Here is a 17226-nt window from a genome sequence, read left to right as displayed (position 1 = left end):
CGGGGTTCGGGCGGGGGGGGCCCTCCTAGGCGCGCCGCGGGGGGGGGGGGGGGGGGGGGCCGGCCCCCCCCCCCTGCCCGGCGAAGCCGGGTTCCTTGGGGCGCCGCCCCAACCCCGCGCCTCAAACGCCGGCGGGGCTGGATGTGCGACCGGCATCAGGCTCCGGGCCTCGGGGGCAGGGCGGCGGCCGGCTTTCGGGCACCCGGACCCGGCGGCGCAACGGGCGCCGGCTTCGGCTTCGGCGCCGGCTTCGGCGCCGGGTTCGGGTTCGGCGCCGCGGACGGGGCCGGGTCTGGGGGCGGCGGTGGCGGCGCCGGCTGCTGAGGGAGGGTCAGGAGGGTGCCCGGGGTGAGGAGGCCCGGGGTTGGGCCGAGGGATGGGCGGTTCGCCGTGTACAGGGCCCGCCAGCCACCCGGAACCCGCCGCCGACGGGCGATCCCGTCGAGCGTGTCCCCGGCCCGGACCACGTGCATCCGCCCCGCCAACCCGTACCGCTTCGCGCACACCGGCCACGCCTCCCACCCGTGGAAGGCGACGACCTCCTCCCCCACCAGGATCTGCTGCTCCCGGCTGGCCAGGTCGGCCCGGGCCGCGTACACCAGGCCCCCGTACTCCTCCCAGGTCGGCTGCCGGAACTGGAGCCCGCCGTAGAAGCCGTTGCCGGTGTTGACCGCCCAGCGCCCGCTGCTCTCGCAGTCGGCCACGCAGTCCCAGGGCCACTCCGCGCCCGGCCCGCAGTCCCCCGGCCCGCTGCCGATCATCCCGGGCGAGCCCGGGTGGGCCGCCGCCGCGGGCCCGGGCGCAGGCGGCGGAGGGGCCGCGCCGGCCCCCGATGGGAGTACGAGGACGAGAGCCAGCGCGGCGGCGGCTGCGGCCGCCGGAGCGGCCCGCCGGATCCGGAGGTCGGGCATCGGGTCACGCTACGCAGCCCGCCACCGGCCGCCGCCCCGCGCCACGCGGTCCGCCGCGGACCCCACCCGGTCGGCGCACACCGGCCGGGAGGGCCCGGGAAGAAGGCCTGGCAGGACCCGGCAGGACCAGGCAGGGCCCAGGACCCCGCACGCCCCCGGAAAGGCAAGAGCAGCCACCGACTGCGCACAAACAAACAACAGTTGGCGCCAAAGCGACGCCGCGGTCCGACCGTTCACCCCTCTGGCGGCCGGGTTCGATTCCGTTCCCTCCAACGGCGTGACCCCGGCCACCGATCCCCCGTTGATCCCGGCAGGCCGGGAACCGCCCGGCCCCCGCTCGCCCACTCCGAGGAGCCGCCCCGTGCCCCGCATGCTCGACGTCAGTGACGAGGTACGTGCCGAGATCGGTGACGAAGAAGCCGAGAGGCTGCTCACCGGCGACGACGCACCGCGCAGCTACGACTGCACCTCCTGCCGCACCCCCGGGGACCCCGAGACCGACCGCACCAGCACCGTGCTGTTCGTCGGCGACGAGACGGCCGTCCTCGCCTTCGCCCACGCCGGCTGCATCCCCTCGCAGGTGGTACAGGTCTCCGAGGAGCAGCTCCAGGGCGCCGTCCGCAGCATCACCGGCGACAGCCCCGCCGCCCCGGAGGCCCCCGGCGCCGTCCCGCAGAACGTGCCCGGCGGCCAGGCCGTCCTCGGCATCACCAGCGGCCTGGTGCTGATCGGCGGCGAGCTGCACCCCGCCCTCGTCGTCGAGCCGACCGCGCCGATCGCCCGCCCCGGCACCACCGGCCCCGGCGACGACTTCCTGCCGCTCCTCATCGAGCAGGGCTTCATCCCGGTCACCGACACCAGCGAGCTGCCCTCCCCGCTCGCCGGCTGGTCGGTGCTGCTCGCCGCGGGCCAGCTGCACGCCGTGCTGCAGCCGGGCGCCGAGGGCGGCGGCCAGGTCGCCTGGTGGCAGGCGCACCAGGCCCTGGCGGTCACCGAGCCCTGGCGCACCGCCGCCAACAAGTCCCAGCGCGTCCTCGTGTACGCGGCCTCCGTCGGCTCCATCGGCCAGCAGCCCCGCGAGGACCTGCTGCGCGACGCGCTCGACAAGGCCGCGGCCGCCGGCAGGCTCGTCGCCGCCTCGATGCCGCTGGCAGGTACCCCGGGGGCCTGACCCCAGGGATCCCGGAACGGCCGGCCCCGCCCCTCACGAGGGGGCGGGTCGGCGTGCGCCGGGGGTGCGCGGTCCGTCCCGCGCACCCCCGGCGATCTGCGTTTTTCTGCCGCCGCGCCCGCATCCGCAACAGCCCCGGGGTCGTTGGCTGATACGTGCACTCATACGACCCCTCCCGCGCCCCTGCCCAGCCGAGCACCGTCTCCCCGATGCGCCCCGTACGGGACCGGGACGGCATGGCGGCCACCGCCTCGCACACCCCGATCTACGACACGCTGTACTCGGAGTACCTGCGGTCCTTCCGGGCCCTGCCGGGCGACCGCAGCGGCGAGGAGGACCTCGCCTTCACGGCGTTCTCGTGCGGCGCCACGTACGCCGTCGGCAGCGGCTCGTACGGCGCGGGTTCGGGCACCTGGACGGGCACGGCGCTCGGCACCGGCTTCGGCTCCGGGCTCGCCACGACCGGCGGCTCGGACGGCTGGAACGGTTCCGCATGGCAGCCGGAGCCCTGGCAGCCCTCGTACGCGCCCGTGCCGCAGCCCTCGTACGCCTACGCCGGGACCACGACCGCGGGCACGGCCGCGAGCCCGACCATGACGGCCACCGGCTCCGGATACGGCGGCGGGCGGCAGCACCAGACCGGGATGCACCACATCCCGCCGGCCCTGCCGCCCGCTCCGCGCCGGGGCTACTGACCCCGCTACTTCTTCTTCTGGGCGCCGCGCTTCTCGCGCACCCGGACCGAGATGTGGATCGGGGTGCCCTCGAAGCCGAACTCCTCGCGCAGGCGGCGCTCGATGAAGCGGCGGTAGCCGTGCTCCAGGAAGCCGGAGGCGAAGAGGACGAACCGCGGCGGCTTGCTGCCCGCCTGGGTGCCGAACAGGATGCGGGGCTGCTTGCCGCCGCGGATCGGGTGCGGGTGGGCCGCGACGATCTCGCCGAGGAAGGCGTTCAGCCGGCCGGTCGGGACGCGCGTCTCCCAGCCCGCGAGGGCGGTCTCGATCGCCGGGACCAGCTTCTCCATGTGGCGGCCGGTCATCGCCGAGACGTTGACGCGGGGCGCCCAGGAGACCTGCTGCATCTCGGTCTCGATCTCGCGCTCGAGGTAGTAGCGGCGCTCCTCGTCGAGCTGGTCCCACTTGTTGTACGCGATCACGATCGCGCGGCCGGCCTCGACGGCCATGGTGATGATGCGCTGGTCCTGGACGCTGATGTTCTCGGTGGTGTCGATCAGGATGACCGCCACCTCCGCCTTCTCCACGGCGGCGGCCGTGCGCAGCGAGGCGTAGTAGTCGGCGCCCTGCTGGAGGTGGACCTTCTTGCGGATGCCCGCGGTGTCCACGAACTTCCAGGTGACGCCGCCGAGTTCGATCAGCTCGTCGACCGGGTCGCGGGTGGTGCCGGCCAGCTCGTTGACGACGACCCGCTCCTCCCTGGCGACCTTGTTCAGCAGGGAGGACTTGCCGACGTTCGGGCGGCCGATCAGCGCGATGCGGCGCGGGCCGCCGATCCCGCCGCCGCCGAAGCTCTGCGCGGGCGCCTCGGGGAGGGCCTCCAGGACGGCGTCGAGCAGGTCGCCCGTGCCGCGGCCGTGCAGCGAGGAGACCGGGTACGGCATGCCGAGGCCCAGCGACCACAGCTCGGCCGCGTCGGCCTCGCCGCTCTGGCCGTCGACCTTGTTCGCGCACAGGACGACGGGCTTGCCGGCGCGGCGCAGCAGCTTGACGACGGCCTCGTCGGTGTCGGTGGCGCCGACCTTGGAGTCGACGACGAAGACGACGGCGTCGGCGGTCTCGATGGCGTACTCGGCCTGCGCGGCGACGGAGGCGTCGATGCCGAGGACGTCCTGCTCCCAGCCGCCGGTGTCGACGACCTTGAAGCGGCGGCCGGCCCACTCGGCCTCGTAGGTGACGCGGTCGCGGGTGACGCCGGGCTTGTCCTCGACGACCGCCTCGCGGCGGCCGATGATGCGGTTCACCAGGGTCGACTTGCCGACGTTCGGGCGGCCGACGACGGCGAGTACGGGGAGCGGGCCGTGGCCGGCCTCCTCGATCGCGTCCTCGACCTCTTCCAGGTCGAATCCTTCCTCCGCGGCGAGCTCCATGAACTCCGCGTACTCGGCATCGCCAAGCGCTCCGTGGTCGTGCTGGTCGTTCATGAAGTCCGTTCCTCGTCGTTCGTGGTGATCGGTGGAACCCGCGCGGGGCGGGTTCCACTACTGGGTCAAGTCTCGCCCAGTGCCCGTCCGGGCGCCCGGCGTCGGGCCGGGCGGCGGGTCGGCACCGGGCGGATGGCCGCGGCCCGGGCACTCGGCGCCGGGGCGGTCAGCGCCCGGGTCGTCAGCGCCCGGTCAGGCGCTTGGCGTCGGACAGGTGCGCGCTCAGCCTGCTCTGGATGCGGGCGGTGGCCTCGTCCAGCGCGGTACGGGTCCGGCGGCCGGTGCCGTCACCCGCGTCGAAGGGCGAGCCGAACACGATGTCGACCCGGCTCTTGAACGGCGGCAGCCCCCGTATCAGCCGGCCCTGGCGCTCGGTGCTGCCCAGGACGGCGACCGGCACGACGGGCGCGCCGCTGCGCACCGCGAAGTACGCGAGCCCGGCGCGCAGCGAGGCGAAGTCGCCCTCGCCCCGGGTGCCCTCGGGGAAGATCCCCAGGGCGCCGCCGTTGTCCAGGACGGCCAGGGCCCGGGTGATCGCGGTGCGGTCGGTGCCCGAGCGGTCGACCCTGACCTGGCCGATGCCGTCCAGGAAGGGGCCGAGCGGGCCGACGTACGCCTCCTTCTTGATCAGGAAGTGCAGCGGCCGCGGAGCGGTGCCCATGACCATGGGCCCGTCGATGTTGTGCGCGTGGTTGACGGCGAGGATCACCGGCCCGGAGGCGGGGACGCGCCAGGCTCCCAGTACGCGCGGCTTCCACAGCCCGTACATGAGGCCGACCCCGATCCGCCGGCCGACCGCCGCACCCTTGAGGGAGGGCGTACCGCTCACTTGCGGCCCGCCCGCTTCTCCTCGACCAGGGTCACGACGCACTCGATGACCTGCTCCAGGGTCAGTTCGGTGGTGTCCACCTCGACCGCGTCGTCGGCCTTGGCCAGCGGGGAGGTCTTGCGGCCGGAGTCGGCCGCGTCCCGCTTGATCAGGGCTTCGCGGGTGGTCGCGAGGTCCGCGGCCTCCTTGCCGCGCAGCTCGCCGCTGCGGCGGGCGGCGCGGGCCTCGGCCGAGGCGGTCAGGAAGACCTTCAGGTCGGCGTCGGGCAGGACGGTGGTGCCGATGTCCCGGCCCTCGACGACGATGCCGCCCTCCGCGCCCGCCGCGATGCTGCGCTGCAGCTCGGTGATCAGGGTGCGCACCTCGGGGACAGCGCTGACGGCGCTGACCTTGGAGGTGACCGCCTGGGTGCGGATCGGGGCGGAGGCGTCGACGCCGTCGACGGTGATCGTCGGGGCGGCCGGGTCGGTGCCGGAGACGATCGTCGGCTTGGACGCGGCCACGGCCACGGCCTGCGGGTCCTCGGTGTCGACGCCGTTGGTGATCATCCACCAGGTGATGGCCCGGTACTGGGCACCGGTGTCCAGGTAGCGCAGCCCGAGCTTGGCGGCCACGGCCTTGGAGGTGCTGGACTTGCCCGTGCCGGAGGGACCGTCGATGGCGACGATCACGGCGGACGGAGCTGCGGTTTCCACGGTGCGGGCACCTTCCTGGTTGCGCGTGCGTGTCGGGGCGCGCCAAAGCGCCCCTCCCCAAGGTTACCGGGCCCCGACACGGGCGCCGCCCGGGCCACCGGGGTGCGGCGGTGGCGGGCGGTGCGCCCGTGCCGGTCTCCTGCCGATCTGCTGCTCCGCTGCCGGCGATCTCCTGCCGATCTGCCGCCCTACTGCTGGCGCAGGGCCCAGCCCCGCTCGCGCAGCTCGGCGGTGAGGGCGGCGGCGGCCCGCGGCTCGACCATCAGCTGGACCAGGCCCGCCTGCTGCCCGGTCGCGTGCTCGATCCGCACGTCCTCGATGTTGACCCCGGCCCGGCCGGCGTCCGCGAAGATCCGGGCGAGCTCGCCGGGCTGGTCGCTGATCAGCACCGCGACCGTCTCGTACGCCGTCGGCGCCGCGCCGTGCTTGCCCGGGACCCGTACCCGGCCCGCGTTGCCGCGCCGCAGCACGTCCTCGATGCCGGCGGCGCCGCCGCGGCGCTTGTCCACGTCGGCAGACTCCAGGGCGCGCAGGGCGTCCACCGTCGCCTCGAGGTCGGCGGCGATGCCGGAGAGGACGTCCGCAACGGGGCCCGGGTTCGCGGAGAGGATCTCCACCCACATCCGCGGATCGGAGGCGGCGATCCGGGTCACGTCCCGGATCCCCTGCCCGCACAGCCGTACGGCGGTCTCGTCGGCCTCCTCCAGGCGGGCCGCGACCATGCTGGACACCAGCTGCGGGGTGTGCGAGACGAGCGCCACCGCGCGGTCGTGCGCGTCGGCGTCCATGACCACCGGGACGGCCTTGCAGAGGGCGACCAGCTCCAGGGCGAGGTTGAGCACCTCGTGGTCGGTGTCACGGGTCGGGGTCAGCACCCAGGGGCGGCCCTCGAAGAGGTCCGCGGTGGCGGCCAGCGGCCCGGACCGCTCCTTGCCGGCCATCGGGTGGGTGCCGATGTACGCGGTGGCGTCCACGCCGAGCGCGGCGAGCTCGCGGCGCGGGCCGCCCTTGACGCTGGCGACGTCCACGTACGCGCGGGCGGTCCCGCGCCCGATCGCGTCGGCGAGCGTCGCCGCCACGTGGGCCGGCGGCACGGCGATGACGGCGAGGTCGACCTGGCCGTCGGGGGCCTCGTCGGTGCCCGCGCCGAGCGCGGCCGCCGTACGGGCCTGGGCCGGGTCGTGGTCGGCGAGGTGGACGGCGATGCCGCGCGCGGACAGGGCGAGGGCCGCGGAGGTGCCGATCAGTCCGGTTCCGATGACGACGGCGGTTCTCACGGGACGCTCCAGGGGTGGAAAGATCGGCAGGTCAGGGCCAGCGTAGCCAGCCGGGGCCGGACACGGACCCGGCGGTCCGTCAGATGGGACGGACCGCCGGATTCCGGAACAACGGGGCGGGGGTCGCTGGGTTGCGCCGGCGCAAGGGTGCGCGGAGGCGGCCAGCCGCCCGGCCGGCCGGTCGCCGCTGCGGTAGAACGATCGACATGATCTTCCACATCGTCCCGCTCTCCGACTGGACCGCCGCGCCCGAGCTCCCGTACGCACCCCCCTCACTCGGCTCGGAGGGGTTCGTGCACTGCTCGGCCGACCGCCCCACGGCTCTCGAGATCGCCGACGCGCACTACCGGGACGTACCGGAGACCCTGCTGGCCGTCGAACTCGACGAACGGGCCCTGACCTCCGAAGTCCGCCGGGAGGGTGAATCGGGCGGCCGCTACCCGCACGTCCACGGCCCGCTGGACCGCGCGGCCGTGGTCCGCCTGTGGGAGGTCGTCCGCGCCCCGGGCGCACCGGCGCAGCTCGCCCCGTGGGACGCGAGCGCCTGATCCGGCGGCGCGGCGGGCTTCATCCGGGGCCCGCCACGCGCCAGGATGCTCCTCGCCATCCCGGCCCCGAACGAGGAGCAGCCCATGAGCGACCCCACGCGCACCCCCCGACGCACGGTCCTGGCGGCGGGAACCGTCGCGGCCCTGGCCGGCGGCACGCTCACCGCGTGCGGCGGCAACGACAAGAAGGCGCCCGAGCAGCCGAAGAGCGAGCCCAGCGGCACCTCCAGTGCGCAGGCGGCGGCCACACCGTCGGGCAGGGCACTGGTGAAGGCATCGGCGGTGCCGGTGGGCGGCGGCACGGTCCTGAAGGGGGAGAAGCTGGTCGTGACCCAGCCGACGGCCGGCTCGTACCGCTGCTTCACGGCGGTGTGCACGCACCAGGGCTGCCTGGTGAACAAGGTGGAGAGCGGCACGATCGACTGCCCGTGCCACGGCAGCAAGTTCCAGATCACGGACGGCGCCGTGACCCACGGCCCGGCCACCCGCCCGCTGGCGGAGCAGAAGATCACGGTCACCCCGGAGGGCGAGATCGCCCTGGCCTAGCGGCTCGGCAAATCCCGTCGCGGGCCCCGCTGCGCCCCGCCTAAGCTCCCCGAATGACCGAACGGACGCCCTCAACCCCACAAGCCCTCTCGAATCCCCACGCCCTGGTACGCGACCACACGGTCTACGCGTGCGTGATGGGCTCCCGGGCGTTCGGTCTGGCGACGGAGGCGAGCGACACCGACCGGCGCGGTGTCTACCTCGCCCCGACGCCGCTGTTCTGGCGCTTCGAGAAGCCCCCGACCCACGTGGACGGCCCGCGCGAGGAGGAGTTCTCCTGGGAGCTGGAGCGCTTCTGCGAACTCGCCCTGCGCGCCAACCCGAACATCCTGGAGTGCCTGCACTCCCCGCTCGTGGAGCACCTGACCCCGGTGGGCGAGGAGCTGCTCTCCCTGCGGGAGGCGTTCCTCTCCCGCCGGGCCCACACCACCTTCACCCGCTACGCGAAGTCCCAGCACGCCAAACTCCTGGCCGACGTCCGCATCCACGGCGCCCCGCGCTGGAAGCACGCGATGCACCTGCTGCGCCTGCTGCTGTCCTGCCGCGACCTGCTCCGCACGGGCCGCCTGGAGATCGACGCCACCCCGTACCGCGACCGCCTGCTGGAGGTGAAGCGCGGCGAACTCCCGTGGCGCGAGACGGACACCTGGATGACCCGCCTGACGGAGGAGGCCGAGGCCGCCCTGAACACCTCCCCCCTACCCGAATCCCCGGACCACCCCCGCATCGAATCCTTCCTCACCCACACCCGCCGGGCTTCAGCGATGCACTGGCCGGTGCCGTACGACGAAGTCGTCCAGGGCGGCGAAGGCAGTCGCCTGGGCGGGCAGGGCTGATTCGGCCTGGGCTGCGTCCAGCACGGCGTGCAGGGCCTGTACGTCCCGCCCGGCGCGCTCCGCGTCCGCGCTGCCGGCCGGGCCGTGCTCGGCGGCTGCCTTGGCCTCGACGAGGCCGGCCAGGTACGTCGGCGCCTCGGGCACCTCGCCGAGCAGGGTCGGCAGGTGCGCCTGGATCTCGCCCGTGCGCATCAGGTGGATGCCGGTCAGCAGCGCGCGGAAGGTGTAGAGCAGCGGCTTGAGTTCGCCCGTCTTGCCGAACAGCCGCCACTGCGTGTTCGCAAAGCCCCGGTAGTGGTGCGCGTGGTGCGTCGTGAGCACCCCCGGGGCGAGGGAGGCCAGTTCCGCGTGCGCGGCCGTCGTGTGCACGACCAGCGGGGACAGCAGCTGCTCCAGGACGTAGCCGTTGCGGTTGAGCATCAGTCGGACGAACTTGCGCAGGTCGTGCGTGACCAGGTCCATCTCCACGCCGTCCCGGTCCCACATGCGCGTCCGGGTCTCCTCCGGATCGCGGAGGCCGAGCAGGGCCGACACCGGCAGGACATGGACGCCGCGCAGGTCGATGTCGGAGTCGCGGGAGGGGAAGCCGTACAGGTGGGCGCCGGACACCGTCGCGAAGAGCAGCGGGTCCGGCTGGTCGGCGATGACGGGGGTCAGGTCTGCGGCCATGGCGTCGAGCACGGTCACGCCTCCCAGAGGGTGGCGAAGGTCAGGAGGTCTTCGCGGTATTCGATGCGGGTGGTCCAGTCTTCGGGCCAGGCTTCGGCGCCGAGGTGGGCGCCGGCGAAGGCGCCGGTGAGGCAGGCTATGGAGTCCGAGTCGCCTGCGGTGCAGGCGGCGCGGCGCAGGGCCGTCAGGGGGTCCTCCGGGAAGAGGAGGAAGCACTGGAGGGCCGTGGCGAAGGCTTCCTCGGCGATCCAGCCTTCGCCTGTGGTGAGGCAGGGGTCCGTCTCCGGAGAGGGGTGCTTCAGGGCTGCCGCCAGGCGGTTCAGGGCCTCCAGGCATTCGTCCCAGCCGCGGGCGATGAAGGACTCCGGGGTGGCGTCGCACGCCGTGCGCATCCAGAGGTCGCCGAGCCAGCGCTGGTGGTAGCGGGTGCGGTTGTCCAGGGCGTACGAGCGCAGCCGGCCGACCAGGCCCGTCACCTCCGTGCCCCGGGCCAGGAGGTACACGGCCCGGGCCGTCAGGTCCGAGGCCGCGAGGGCGGTCGGGTGGCCGTGGGTCAGGGCCGACTGGAGCTGGGCCGCGCCGGCCCGCTCCTCGTCCGTCCAGCCGGGGACCAGGCCGACCGGGGCCACCCGCATGTTCGCCCCGCAGCCCTTGGAGCCGATCTGGCTGGCGTCCCGCCAGTCCCGGGAGGGGTCGTTCAGCAGGCTGCAGGCCACCATGCAGGTGCGGCCCGGCGCCCTGTTGTTCTCCGGGGAGTGGTACCAGTCCACGAACTCCGAGCGGATGGGGCCGGTGAGGCGGTGGGGATCCACCGGGCCGGCCTCCGCCGCCGTTCGGATGCCGCGGGCCAGGGCCAGGGTCATCTGGGTGTCGTCCGTGACGATCGCGGGCCGCGGGAGCCTCATCTGCCGCCACGGGCCCGTCTTCCCCAGGATCGACGGGACGTCGTTGAACTCCGTCGGGAAACCCAGGGCGTCGCCCAGGGCCAGGCCCAGCAGGGCTCCCGTCGCCGCCCGCTTGTGCAGGGTCATGGCATGTTTCCTTCCGTGGGGCGGAGCAGGGGCGGGTGCAGGGCGGTCGCCGGGCCCGCCCGGTACAGGGCGGCCGGTTTGCCGCGGCCGCCGGTCAGGCGGGCGGCTCCGGGTACGGCCTCGACGAAGCCGGGGGTCGCGAGGACCTTGCGACGGAAGTTGGGGCGGTCCAGGGCGGTGTCCCAGACCGTCTCGTAGACGGACTGGAGCTCCCCCAGGGTGAATTCGGGCGGGCAGAAGGCCGTGGCCAGGCAGGTGTACTCCAGCTTCGCGCCGATCCGGGAGCGAGCGTCGGCCAGGATCACCGCGTGGTCGAAGGCCAGGCCGGGGACATCGCCCACCGCCGCCCAGCGGGCCCGGTCGGCGTCGCCGCCGCCCGCCGCGGCCGGCTCCGGCATGTCGGGGACCAGGGCGGTGAAGGCCACCGACACCACCCGCATCCGCGGATCGCGGTCCGGCTCGCTGTACGTGCGCAGCTGCTCCAGGTGGAGTCCGGCGACGACCGGCTCCGGCAGGCCGGTCTCCTCGGCCAGTTCGCGCCGGGCGGCCGTCTCCGCGGACTCGCGGGGCAGCAGGAAGCCGCCGGGGAGCGCCCAGGCTCCGGCGTACGGGTCCTGTCCGCGCCGGATCAGCAGCACGTGCAGCGCCCCGCCGCGGACCGTGAAGACCGCCAGGTCGACCGTCACCGCGAAGGGCTCGAACGCGGACCGGTCGTACCCCTTCACCGGTTCTCCGGCAGGGGGTCCGTGAAGTGCCAACCGCGGTCGAGCAGTTCGTCCACGGCCGCGACCGCCGTCTTCAGCCGCGTCTCGCGGTCCCCGCGCACGATGAGGAAACGCCTTCCGGTCCGGTGGAGTTCCTCGCTGAAGCGGTCCGTCATCCAGGGCCGCAGGTGCGGCCCGTCGCGCAGGCCGTCGTCCTCGAAGGGGACGTCCGCGTGGTGGGTCAGCAGGTACAGGTCCCGGGGCTGCCGGGCGGCGATCCGCTCGACCTCCGGGTTGCGGCCGCCGACGTACCGCTCGTGCCAGATCCCGGTCGCGAAGGAGTCGGTGTCGCAGAAGAGGACGGGCGAGCCGGTGCGGGCCGCGCGCTCCTCCTCCTCGTCCTGCCTCCGTGCGATCAGTGGGAACTCCTCCGAGGTGAAGGACACGTCCTCCCACGTGGCCGCCGGGTCCGCCGCGCGCGCCGCCGCGAGCTTCTGCTCGCTGTACTGCCGCCCGTACTCGGCGACCCACCCGGTCCCGGCCCAGACCCCGCCGCGCGCCCGGTAGTGCTCGGCCAGGGCCTGCGAGAGCGTCGTCGTGCCGGTGGACTCGGCGCCGAGTACGACGACCCGCCGGGCCAGGGCGGCCCGTACGGCCGGGCCGAGGTACTGCCAGCAGCCGGCCGGGTCCGCCCGTACCGCCGTCCCGGACACCGGGAAGCGGGTCCGGGCCGGGTCCACGCAGACCTCCTCGGCCCCGAACCGCCGGGCGAGCTCGGTCCCGTACTCCTCCGAGGTGAAGACCGCGTCCACCGGGTCCGGCACCGCGCCGCGGAAGACGGCCATGTGGGCCTCCCAGACCGCCGGGTCGTGCAGGTCGACCGGAATGTCGTCCACCGCCCCGACGACCTCGGCCCCCGGGTGTGCCTCACGCATCCAGGCGACCCGGTCGGCGAGCGGCACCGACTCGACGGAGGCCGCGCACACCAGCACCGTCAGGCGCTCGCACCGCGCCTGCGCGGTGCGCACCAGGTGGTGGTGGCCGGCGTGCGGCGGGTAGAACTTGCCGAGGACCAGGCCGTGCCCGTACCGCTTGTGGGTGTTGCCCGTGCCGTTCATGCGGCCGCCTCCGCCGTACGGGCGCCGCGCGCCGGGAGCGTACGCCGCCAGCCGAGCAGCCCGACCACGCACAGCGCGAGGAAGCCGGCGTACAGGGCGGAGGTCAGGTACAGGCCCTTGTAGGCGTAGAGCGGGATGTAGACGAGGTCCGCGGCGATCCACAGCCACCACGACTCGACGAGCTTGCGGCACTGGCCGTACGTGGCCGCGAGCGAGAGCGCGGTGGTCAGCGCGTCCCAGAACGGGACGGTCGAGTCCGTGGCCCGGTCGAGCAGGAGCGTGAGCGCGAGCACCCCCACCGCCCCCGCCGCGGCCAGCGCGGCCCACTCGGTGCGGGTGGTGCGCCGCACCGGCAGGGCCCCGGCGGCTCCTGGTCCACCCCCGTGGGTCCAGGACCACCAGCCGTACGCGGCGAGGGCGATGAAGACGATCTGCAGTCCGGCGTCGGCGTAGAGGCCGGACTGGGTGAACAGCACGATGAAGAAGACGTTGTTGGCGATGCCGATCGGCCAGTTGGTGATGTGCTGCCGGGCGACGAGCCAGACGCACAGGGCTCCGGTGGCGAACCCGAGGACCTCGGTCCAGCTCATGGTCCAGCTCATGACGCGCCCCCTCCTTTAATAGTCATCGTGACTATAAACACCGGGAGGGTGCCCGGGCAAGATCCCGGACAGGCCGAAAGCCCGTACCGCCAGGGGCGGTACGGGCTTTCGGTGCAGGGTGTGGCGCGCAGGCCTACAGGCCGACCTCGCGCATCAGCATGCCGACCTCGGTGTTCGTCAGGCGGCGCAGCCAGCCGGACTTCTGGTCGCCCAGCTCGATCGGGCCGAAGGAGGTCCGTACGAGCTTCTCGACCGGGAAGCCGGCCTCGGCCAGCATCCGGCGGACGATGTGCTTGCGGCCCTCGTGGAGGGTCACCTCGACCAGGTAGTTCTTGCCGACCTGGTCCACGACCCGGAAGTGGTCGGCGCGGGCCCAGCCGTCCTCCAGCTCGATGCCGTCCTTGAGCCGCTTGCCGATGTCGCGCGGCAGCGGGCCGGTGATGGCCGCGACGTACGTCTTCTTCACGCCGTACTTGGGGTGCGTGAGGCGGTGCGCCAGCTCGCCGTGGTTGGTGAGCAGGATGACGCCCTCGGTCTCCGTGTCGAGCCGGCCCACGTGGAACAGGCGGGTCTCGCGGTTGGTGACGTAGTCGCCGAGGCACTGGCGGCCGTCCGGGTCCTCCATGGTGGAGACGACGCCGACCGGCTTGTTCAGCGCGAAGAACAGGTACGACTGGGTCGCCACCGTCAGGCCGTCGACCTTGATCTCGTCCTTCGGCAGGACGCGCTTGCCCTGCTCGGTGACGATCTCGCCGTTGACCTCGACGCGGGCCTGCTCGATCAGCTCCTCGCACGCGCGCCGCGAGCCCATGCCGGCCCGGGCGAGGACCTTCTGCAGCCGCTCGCCCTCCTGCTCGGCGCCCGGGAAGGTCTTGGGGGTCCGGATCACCGGCTTGTCCGCGTACCGGTCCCGCACACGCTCCTCGATCCGGGCGTCGAGCTCGCGCGAGCGGGAGGGCGCGCCGTAGCCGCCGCGCTGGCCCCCACCCTGGCCCTGGCCCGGGCCTTGGCCCCGGCCCGTGCCCGGGCCGCCCCGGCGTCCGCCGGCACCCTGGGCAGGCTTCTTCGGGCCGCCCTTGGCTCCGCCCCGGGCGTCGGCGCCGCGGGAGCCGCGGGAGCGCTCGCCCTCGGGGCCGACGTCGTAGAGGCGCTCCTCGGGACGCGGGCGGCGCGGACGCTGCGGCGCGCCGCCCGCCCGGTCGTCGCGCGCGTTGCCGGCGCCGCGGTAGTTGCCGCGTCCGCGTCCGTCTCCGCTCTTGCGGCTGCCGCCGCCGCCCGTGTTCCGGTTGCCGCCGTTGCCGTTGCCGCTGCTTCGCATCAAAGTTCCGTCGTCTTGTCGTCTTCTTCGGTGTCCGGTGCGTCCGGATCGAACGACGGAACACCTTCCTGCGTCTCGGCTTCGATCGCGTCCGCCTCGGGGAGGAAGGGCGCGAGCTCCGGGAGCTCGTCCAGGCCGCGCAGGCCCATCCGCTCCAGAAAGTAGTTCGTCGTCCTGTACAGGATCGCACCTGTTTCGGGTTCCGTGCCCGCCTCGGCCACCAGACCGCGCTGGAGGAGGGTGCGCATGACCCCGTCGCAGTTCACTCCGCGCACCGCCGAAACGCGGGAGCGGCTCACCGGCTGGCGGTACGCGACGACCGCGAGGGTCTCCAGCGCCGCCTGCGTGAGGCGGGCCTGCTGGCCGTCCAGGACGAACCGCTCGACGGCGGACGCGTACGCGGGCCGGGTGTAGAAGCGCCAGCCGCCGGCGACGAGCCGCAGCTCGAAGCCGCGCCCCTGGACGGTGTACTCGTCGGCCAGCTCGCGCAGGGCGTCGGCGACCTCGCGCGGGGTGCGGTCGAGGACCTTCGCGAGGTGGGTCTCGGTCGCGGGCTCGTCCACGACCATGAGGACGGCTTCGAGGGCGGGCTTCAGCGCGAGGCGGGGTTCGGTGGTGGTGCCCGTGGTGTTGCTGCTGCCCATGGGGGTGCTGCTGCTCATGGTGGTGCTGCTGCTCATTCCTTGACCTCCACGATCCGGTCGAACTCGTCGGTGACGACCGGCATGCCGTCGCCGTCCCCGCCGCTCCAGCGGACGGTGAGCGTCCGCAGGGCCTCCTCCTGCTCCAGCTCCACCGCCTTCTCGCGGTAGAGCTCCAGGAGCGCGAGGAAGCGGGCGACGACGGTGAGGGTGTCGTCCGTGTCCTCGGTGAGCTCCCGGAAGGTCGCCGCGCCGCGCGCCTTGAGGAGGGCGACGACCACGGCCGCCTGCTCGCGCACGCTGACCAGCGGGGCGTGGATGTGGTCCACGTACACCTGGGGCTTGGCCTTGGGCTGCATCGCCTTCACCGCGAGGCGGGCGAAGCCGTCGGGGCCGATGCTGATCACCACGTCGGGGAGCAGGTCGGCGTGGTGGTCCTCGAGGCCGACGGTGCGGGGGTGGCGGCGGCCCTCGTCCTCGGAGCGCTGCTCGAAGATCGCGGCGATCTGCTTGTACGCACGGTACTGGAGCAGGCGCGCGAAGAGCAGGTCGCGGGCTTCGAGGAGGGCGAGGTCGGCCTCGTCCTCGACCTCGGCGGCGGGCAGCAGCCGGGCGGCCTTGAGGTCGAGGAGGGTGGCGGCGACGACGAGGAACTCGGTGGTCTGGTCGAGGTCCCAGTCCGGGCCCATGGCGCGGATGTGCGCCATGAACTCGTCGGTGACCTTCGAGAGGGCGACCTCGGTGACGTCGAGCTTGTGCCGGGAGATCAGCTGGAGCAGGAGGTCGAAGGGGCCTTCGAAGTTGTCCAGCCGCAGGGTGAACCGCCCGTCGGCGGCGGGCTCGGCCGCCGCCCCTGCGCTCGCGCCGCCGTGGCTGGGCGGGGCAGCGGGCTCGGCCGCCGCCCCTACGGTCCCGCCGCCGTCGCTCGGCGGGGCCGGTGCGGGCACGCCCGCCGGGGCGGGGGCTGCACCGCGGCCGGCCTGCGGGGCCTCGCCGGCGCGCTGCCCCGCGGGCCGGCCCTCCCGGCCGCCGCCCGGGGCCGCGGCGATCCCCTGCGCCGGACCGCCCTGCGGAGCGGGGGGCTCCGCGCGCCCGGCGGCGGGCCGGTCGCCCTGCTCACCGCCGACGGCGGTCCCGGCCGCGGGGCCACCGGCCGGGATCGCAGGCACGGCGGGCCCTCCCGGCTCCGCGCGCGTGGCGGGAGGCCGCGACGCATCGCCCTGTCCGGCGACGGAGGATACGGCCCCGGCCCCGAGGCCGTGGGCGTGGGCGTGGGCGTGGACGGGGGGCTCGGCGGAGGCGCCCGGCTCCGCGGGCACGGCGGTGGGCTGCTCCGACCGGTCCCCCTGCTGGGCGGTTCCGAGGCCATGGGCCGGTGTGGGGGACTCGGTGGACCCCTCCCGCCCCGTCTGTGCTGCGACCGGGGGCTCAGGCGGCGCCTGGGCGGGCGTGTGGGGCGCCTGAGGCTCCGGGGGCGTCTCGGCGGTCGTACGCCGCTCAGCGGGCGTGTCAGGGGCTGCGGGGGCGGCCGGGACGCCCGGGCCGCGGCCGAGGGGGCGGCGGGTCGAGCGTCCGGATTCGGCGGGAGTGGGCATCGCAGTCCAGGGTGGTACGGGAGGAGTGGCCGGTCGGGCCACGCCCAAGGCTGCCACGACTCGCGCCCGCCGCGTCCCGAGGACCCGCCCCGGGTGGCTGCGCCGGGGACCGCCGCTGCGCGGAGCGGTGCCCCTCCCCGCCCTTCCCCCGTTCCCCGGGGCTCCGCCCCGGACCCGGGGACGGCCTCGGCCCCGTGCGGCACGGAGGCCGAGCCACCCGCGCCCCGGCCCGGCCGGTGCTTGAGGAGCGGGGCGTGGGTCGGCGCCCCAGGGAACCCGGCCCCGCCGGGCACCGGGGCATACCCCGTCTCCCTATTCGAAGCCCGGGGTCCGGCACATCCAGCCTCGCCGGCGTTTGAGGCGCGGGGAGCCTGCGCCCGAGCCCCAGGAAACCCGGCCCCGGCGGGCACCGGGGCGTACCCCGTCTCCCTATTCGAAGCCCGGGGTCCGGCACATCCAGCCTCGCCGGCGTTTGAGGCGCGGGGAGCCTGCGCCCGAGCCTCAGGAAACCCGGCTCCGCCGGGCACCGGGCACGAGATCGGAAGAGATAGTGAAGGGAATGATTGTTGAAAAACCG

At 74.5% G+C, this 17226-nt stretch carries 18 protein-coding genes; 5 read left to right on the top strand and 13 right to left on the bottom strand.

The window, feature by feature from the left end; translation table 11 throughout:
- Window positions 1-155: 155 nt before the first annotated feature.
- On the bottom strand, window positions 156-911 hold the full coding sequence (locus AB0F11_RS34835; RefSeq protein ID WP_362182794.1) for a transglycosylase family protein: 756 nt from the start codon (window positions 909-911) through the stop codon (window positions 156-158).
- Window positions 912-1272: 361 nt separating this feature from the next.
- Here AB0F11_RS34835 and AB0F11_RS34830 point away from each other — a divergent pair, with 361 nt between their 5' ends.
- Both AB0F11_RS34830 and AB0F11_RS34825 read left to right on the top strand, forming a co-directional pair.
- Entirely contained in the window at window positions 1273-2082 is an 810-nt protein-coding gene (locus AB0F11_RS34830) for a hypothetical protein (protein ID WP_362182791.1), read from the top strand.
- A gap of 209 nt (window positions 2083-2291) precedes the next feature.
- Window positions 2292-2777, top strand: coding sequence for a hypothetical protein (locus tag AB0F11_RS34825; protein ID WP_362182789.1), 486 nt, complete (start codon window positions 2292-2294; stop codon window positions 2775-2777).
- 5 nt (window positions 2778-2782) lie between these two features.
- On the opposite strand, the gene der is transcribed toward AB0F11_RS34825, so the two are convergent.
- The 4 genes from der to AB0F11_RS34805 all read right to left on the bottom strand — a co-directional run bounded on the left by der (window position 2783) and on the right by AB0F11_RS34805 (window position 7041).
- Window positions 2783-4240, bottom strand: coding sequence for a ribosome biogenesis GTPase Der (gene der, locus AB0F11_RS34820; protein ID WP_361920054.1), 1458 nt, complete (start codon window positions 4238-4240; stop codon window positions 2783-2785).
- Window positions 4241-4421: 181 nt separating this feature from the next.
- Window positions 4422-5111, bottom strand: coding sequence for a lysophospholipid acyltransferase family protein (locus AB0F11_RS34815; RefSeq protein ID WP_362182787.1), 690 nt, complete (start codon window positions 5109-5111; stop codon window positions 4422-4424).
- The gene (cmk, locus tag AB0F11_RS34810) at window positions 5066-5764 is read right to left on the bottom strand and encodes a (d)CMP kinase (RefSeq protein ID WP_362182784.1); all 699 of its coding nucleotides are present in this window, start codon (window positions 5762-5764) and stop codon (window positions 5066-5068) included. Before cmk ends, AB0F11_RS34815 begins: the two co-directional genes overlap by 46 nt.
- 188 nt (window positions 5765-5952) lie before the next feature.
- Complete coding sequence (locus AB0F11_RS34805; RefSeq protein ID WP_362182781.1) at window positions 5953-7041, bottom strand: prephenate dehydrogenase; 1089 nt, start codon at window positions 7039-7041, stop codon at window positions 5953-5955.
- 206 nt (window positions 7042-7247) lie between these two features.
- On the opposite strand from AB0F11_RS34805, the gene AB0F11_RS34800 reads away from it, so the two are divergent.
- The 3 genes from AB0F11_RS34800 to AB0F11_RS34790 all read left to right on the top strand — a co-directional run bounded on the left by AB0F11_RS34800 (window position 7248) and on the right by AB0F11_RS34790 (window position 8971).
- Window positions 7248-7589: a DUF952 domain-containing protein gene (locus AB0F11_RS34800; protein ID WP_361920047.1), complete on the top strand. Its 342-nt coding sequence runs from the start codon at window positions 7248-7250 to the stop codon at window positions 7587-7589.
- 84 nt (window positions 7590-7673) lie between these two features.
- Complete coding sequence (locus AB0F11_RS34795) at window positions 7674-8135, top strand: Rieske (2Fe-2S) protein (RefSeq protein ID WP_362182778.1); 462 nt, start codon at window positions 7674-7676, stop codon at window positions 8133-8135.
- Window positions 8136-8188: 53 nt separating this feature from the next.
- Window positions 8189-8971: a nucleotidyltransferase domain-containing protein gene (locus AB0F11_RS34790; RefSeq protein WP_362182775.1), complete on the top strand. Its 783-nt coding sequence runs from the start codon at window positions 8189-8191 to the stop codon at window positions 8969-8971.
- Here AB0F11_RS34790 and AB0F11_RS34785 read toward each other — a convergent pair.
- From AB0F11_RS34785 to AB0F11_RS34750, 8 genes are all read right to left on the bottom strand, one after another.
- Entirely contained in the window at window positions 8894-9652 is a 759-nt protein-coding gene (locus tag AB0F11_RS34785) for a nucleotidyltransferase domain-containing protein (RefSeq protein WP_362182799.1), read from the bottom strand. The two genes, AB0F11_RS34790 and AB0F11_RS34785, sit on opposite strands and share 78 nt — an antisense overlap.
- A 2-nt stretch (window positions 9653-9654) precedes the next feature.
- On the bottom strand, window positions 9655-10671 hold the full coding sequence (locus tag AB0F11_RS34780) for an ADP-ribosylglycohydrolase family protein (protein WP_362182772.1): 1017 nt from the start codon (window positions 10669-10671) through the stop codon (window positions 9655-9657).
- Complete coding sequence (locus tag AB0F11_RS34775; protein WP_362182769.1) at window positions 10668-11396, bottom strand: NUDIX domain-containing protein; 729 nt, start codon at window positions 11394-11396, stop codon at window positions 10668-10670. Before AB0F11_RS34775 ends, AB0F11_RS34780 begins: the two co-directional genes overlap by 4 nt.
- The gene (locus AB0F11_RS34770; protein ID WP_362182766.1) at window positions 11393-12493 is read right to left on the bottom strand and encodes an AAA family ATPase; all 1101 of its coding nucleotides are present in this window, start codon (window positions 12491-12493) and stop codon (window positions 11393-11395) included. The genes AB0F11_RS34775 and AB0F11_RS34770 overlap by 4 nt, the downstream gene beginning before the upstream one ends.
- Complete coding sequence (gene pnuC, locus AB0F11_RS34765) at window positions 12490-13095, bottom strand: nicotinamide riboside transporter PnuC (protein WP_362182763.1); 606 nt, start codon at window positions 13093-13095, stop codon at window positions 12490-12492. Before pnuC ends, AB0F11_RS34770 begins: the two co-directional genes overlap by 4 nt.
- 133 nt (window positions 13096-13228) lie before the next feature.
- Complete coding sequence (locus AB0F11_RS34760) at window positions 13229-14413, bottom strand: pseudouridine synthase (RefSeq protein WP_362182760.1); 1185 nt, start codon at window positions 14411-14413, stop codon at window positions 13229-13231.
- The gene (gene scpB, locus AB0F11_RS34755) at window positions 14413-15057 is read right to left on the bottom strand and encodes an SMC-Scp complex subunit ScpB (RefSeq protein ID WP_362182796.1); all 645 of its coding nucleotides are present in this window, start codon (window positions 15055-15057) and stop codon (window positions 14413-14415) included. Before scpB ends, AB0F11_RS34760 begins: the two co-directional genes overlap by 1 nt.
- A 32-nt stretch (window positions 15058-15089) precedes the next feature.
- Complete coding sequence (locus AB0F11_RS34750; protein WP_362182758.1) at window positions 15090-16223, bottom strand: segregation/condensation protein A; 1134 nt, start codon at window positions 16221-16223, stop codon at window positions 15090-15092.
- Window positions 16224-17226 lie beyond the last annotated feature (1003 nt).

The sequence above is a fragment of the Streptomyces sp. NPDC032472 genome, from assembly GCF_040636955.1.
Lineage (GTDB): Bacteria > Actinomycetota > Actinomycetes > Streptomycetales > Streptomycetaceae > Streptomyces.
Note: the sequence above shows the minus strand (reverse complement) of the source record. Positions and strands in the feature narration are given on the sequence as shown.